At 50.1% G+C, this 433-nt stretch carries 1 protein-coding gene; it reads left to right on the forward strand.

Annotation, left to right across the window (positions count from 1 at the left end; genetic code table 11):
• Positions 1 to 22: 22 nt before the first annotated feature.
• The coding region (locus WCE05_RS26115; RefSeq protein WP_368816855.1) for a hypothetical protein at positions 23 to 433 on the forward strand (411 nt) is incomplete at its 3' end.

The raw sequence follows: 433 nt of genomic DNA on the forward strand, positions 1-433 counted from the left end.
AGCTGAACGGGCAGGTAAAAGCGTGGACGATGTCGTCGGTCAAAGCCCAAAAGCCTATATGCAACACCTTGGACGCGAGATGGCGTTCGATGGGACAGGGTTGATGAAAATCATCGCGATGATTATTCCGAACGTGTTCGCTTACATCATCATCGCCAATTTTATTCAAGGTGAGATGACATTCTCAACGGTTCAGGTAATGGGGTTCCCGTTCGTCGCGGTCCTGTTCTTGCTGGCAGCCTCGCAAGCGTTCCGCCACATGTCGGTTCGCTCGAAAGAGAGCAAAGTCAAAAACGTGGTGACATACATTGTCCTTGCTGCGTTACCGATGATATCATTCATCGGACTGATGCTACTCGACATGTTTATCGAGACGCCGACGATTAGGTTTGGCCCAACCGGCCAACTTCTATTGTTCGGATTGGCTGTGATC

Source organism: Pseudomonas sp. I2, from assembly GCF_040984075.1.
GTDB classification, from domain to species: Bacteria; Pseudomonadota; Gammaproteobacteria; order Pseudomonadales; family Pseudomonadaceae; genus Aquipseudomonas; species Aquipseudomonas guariconensis_B.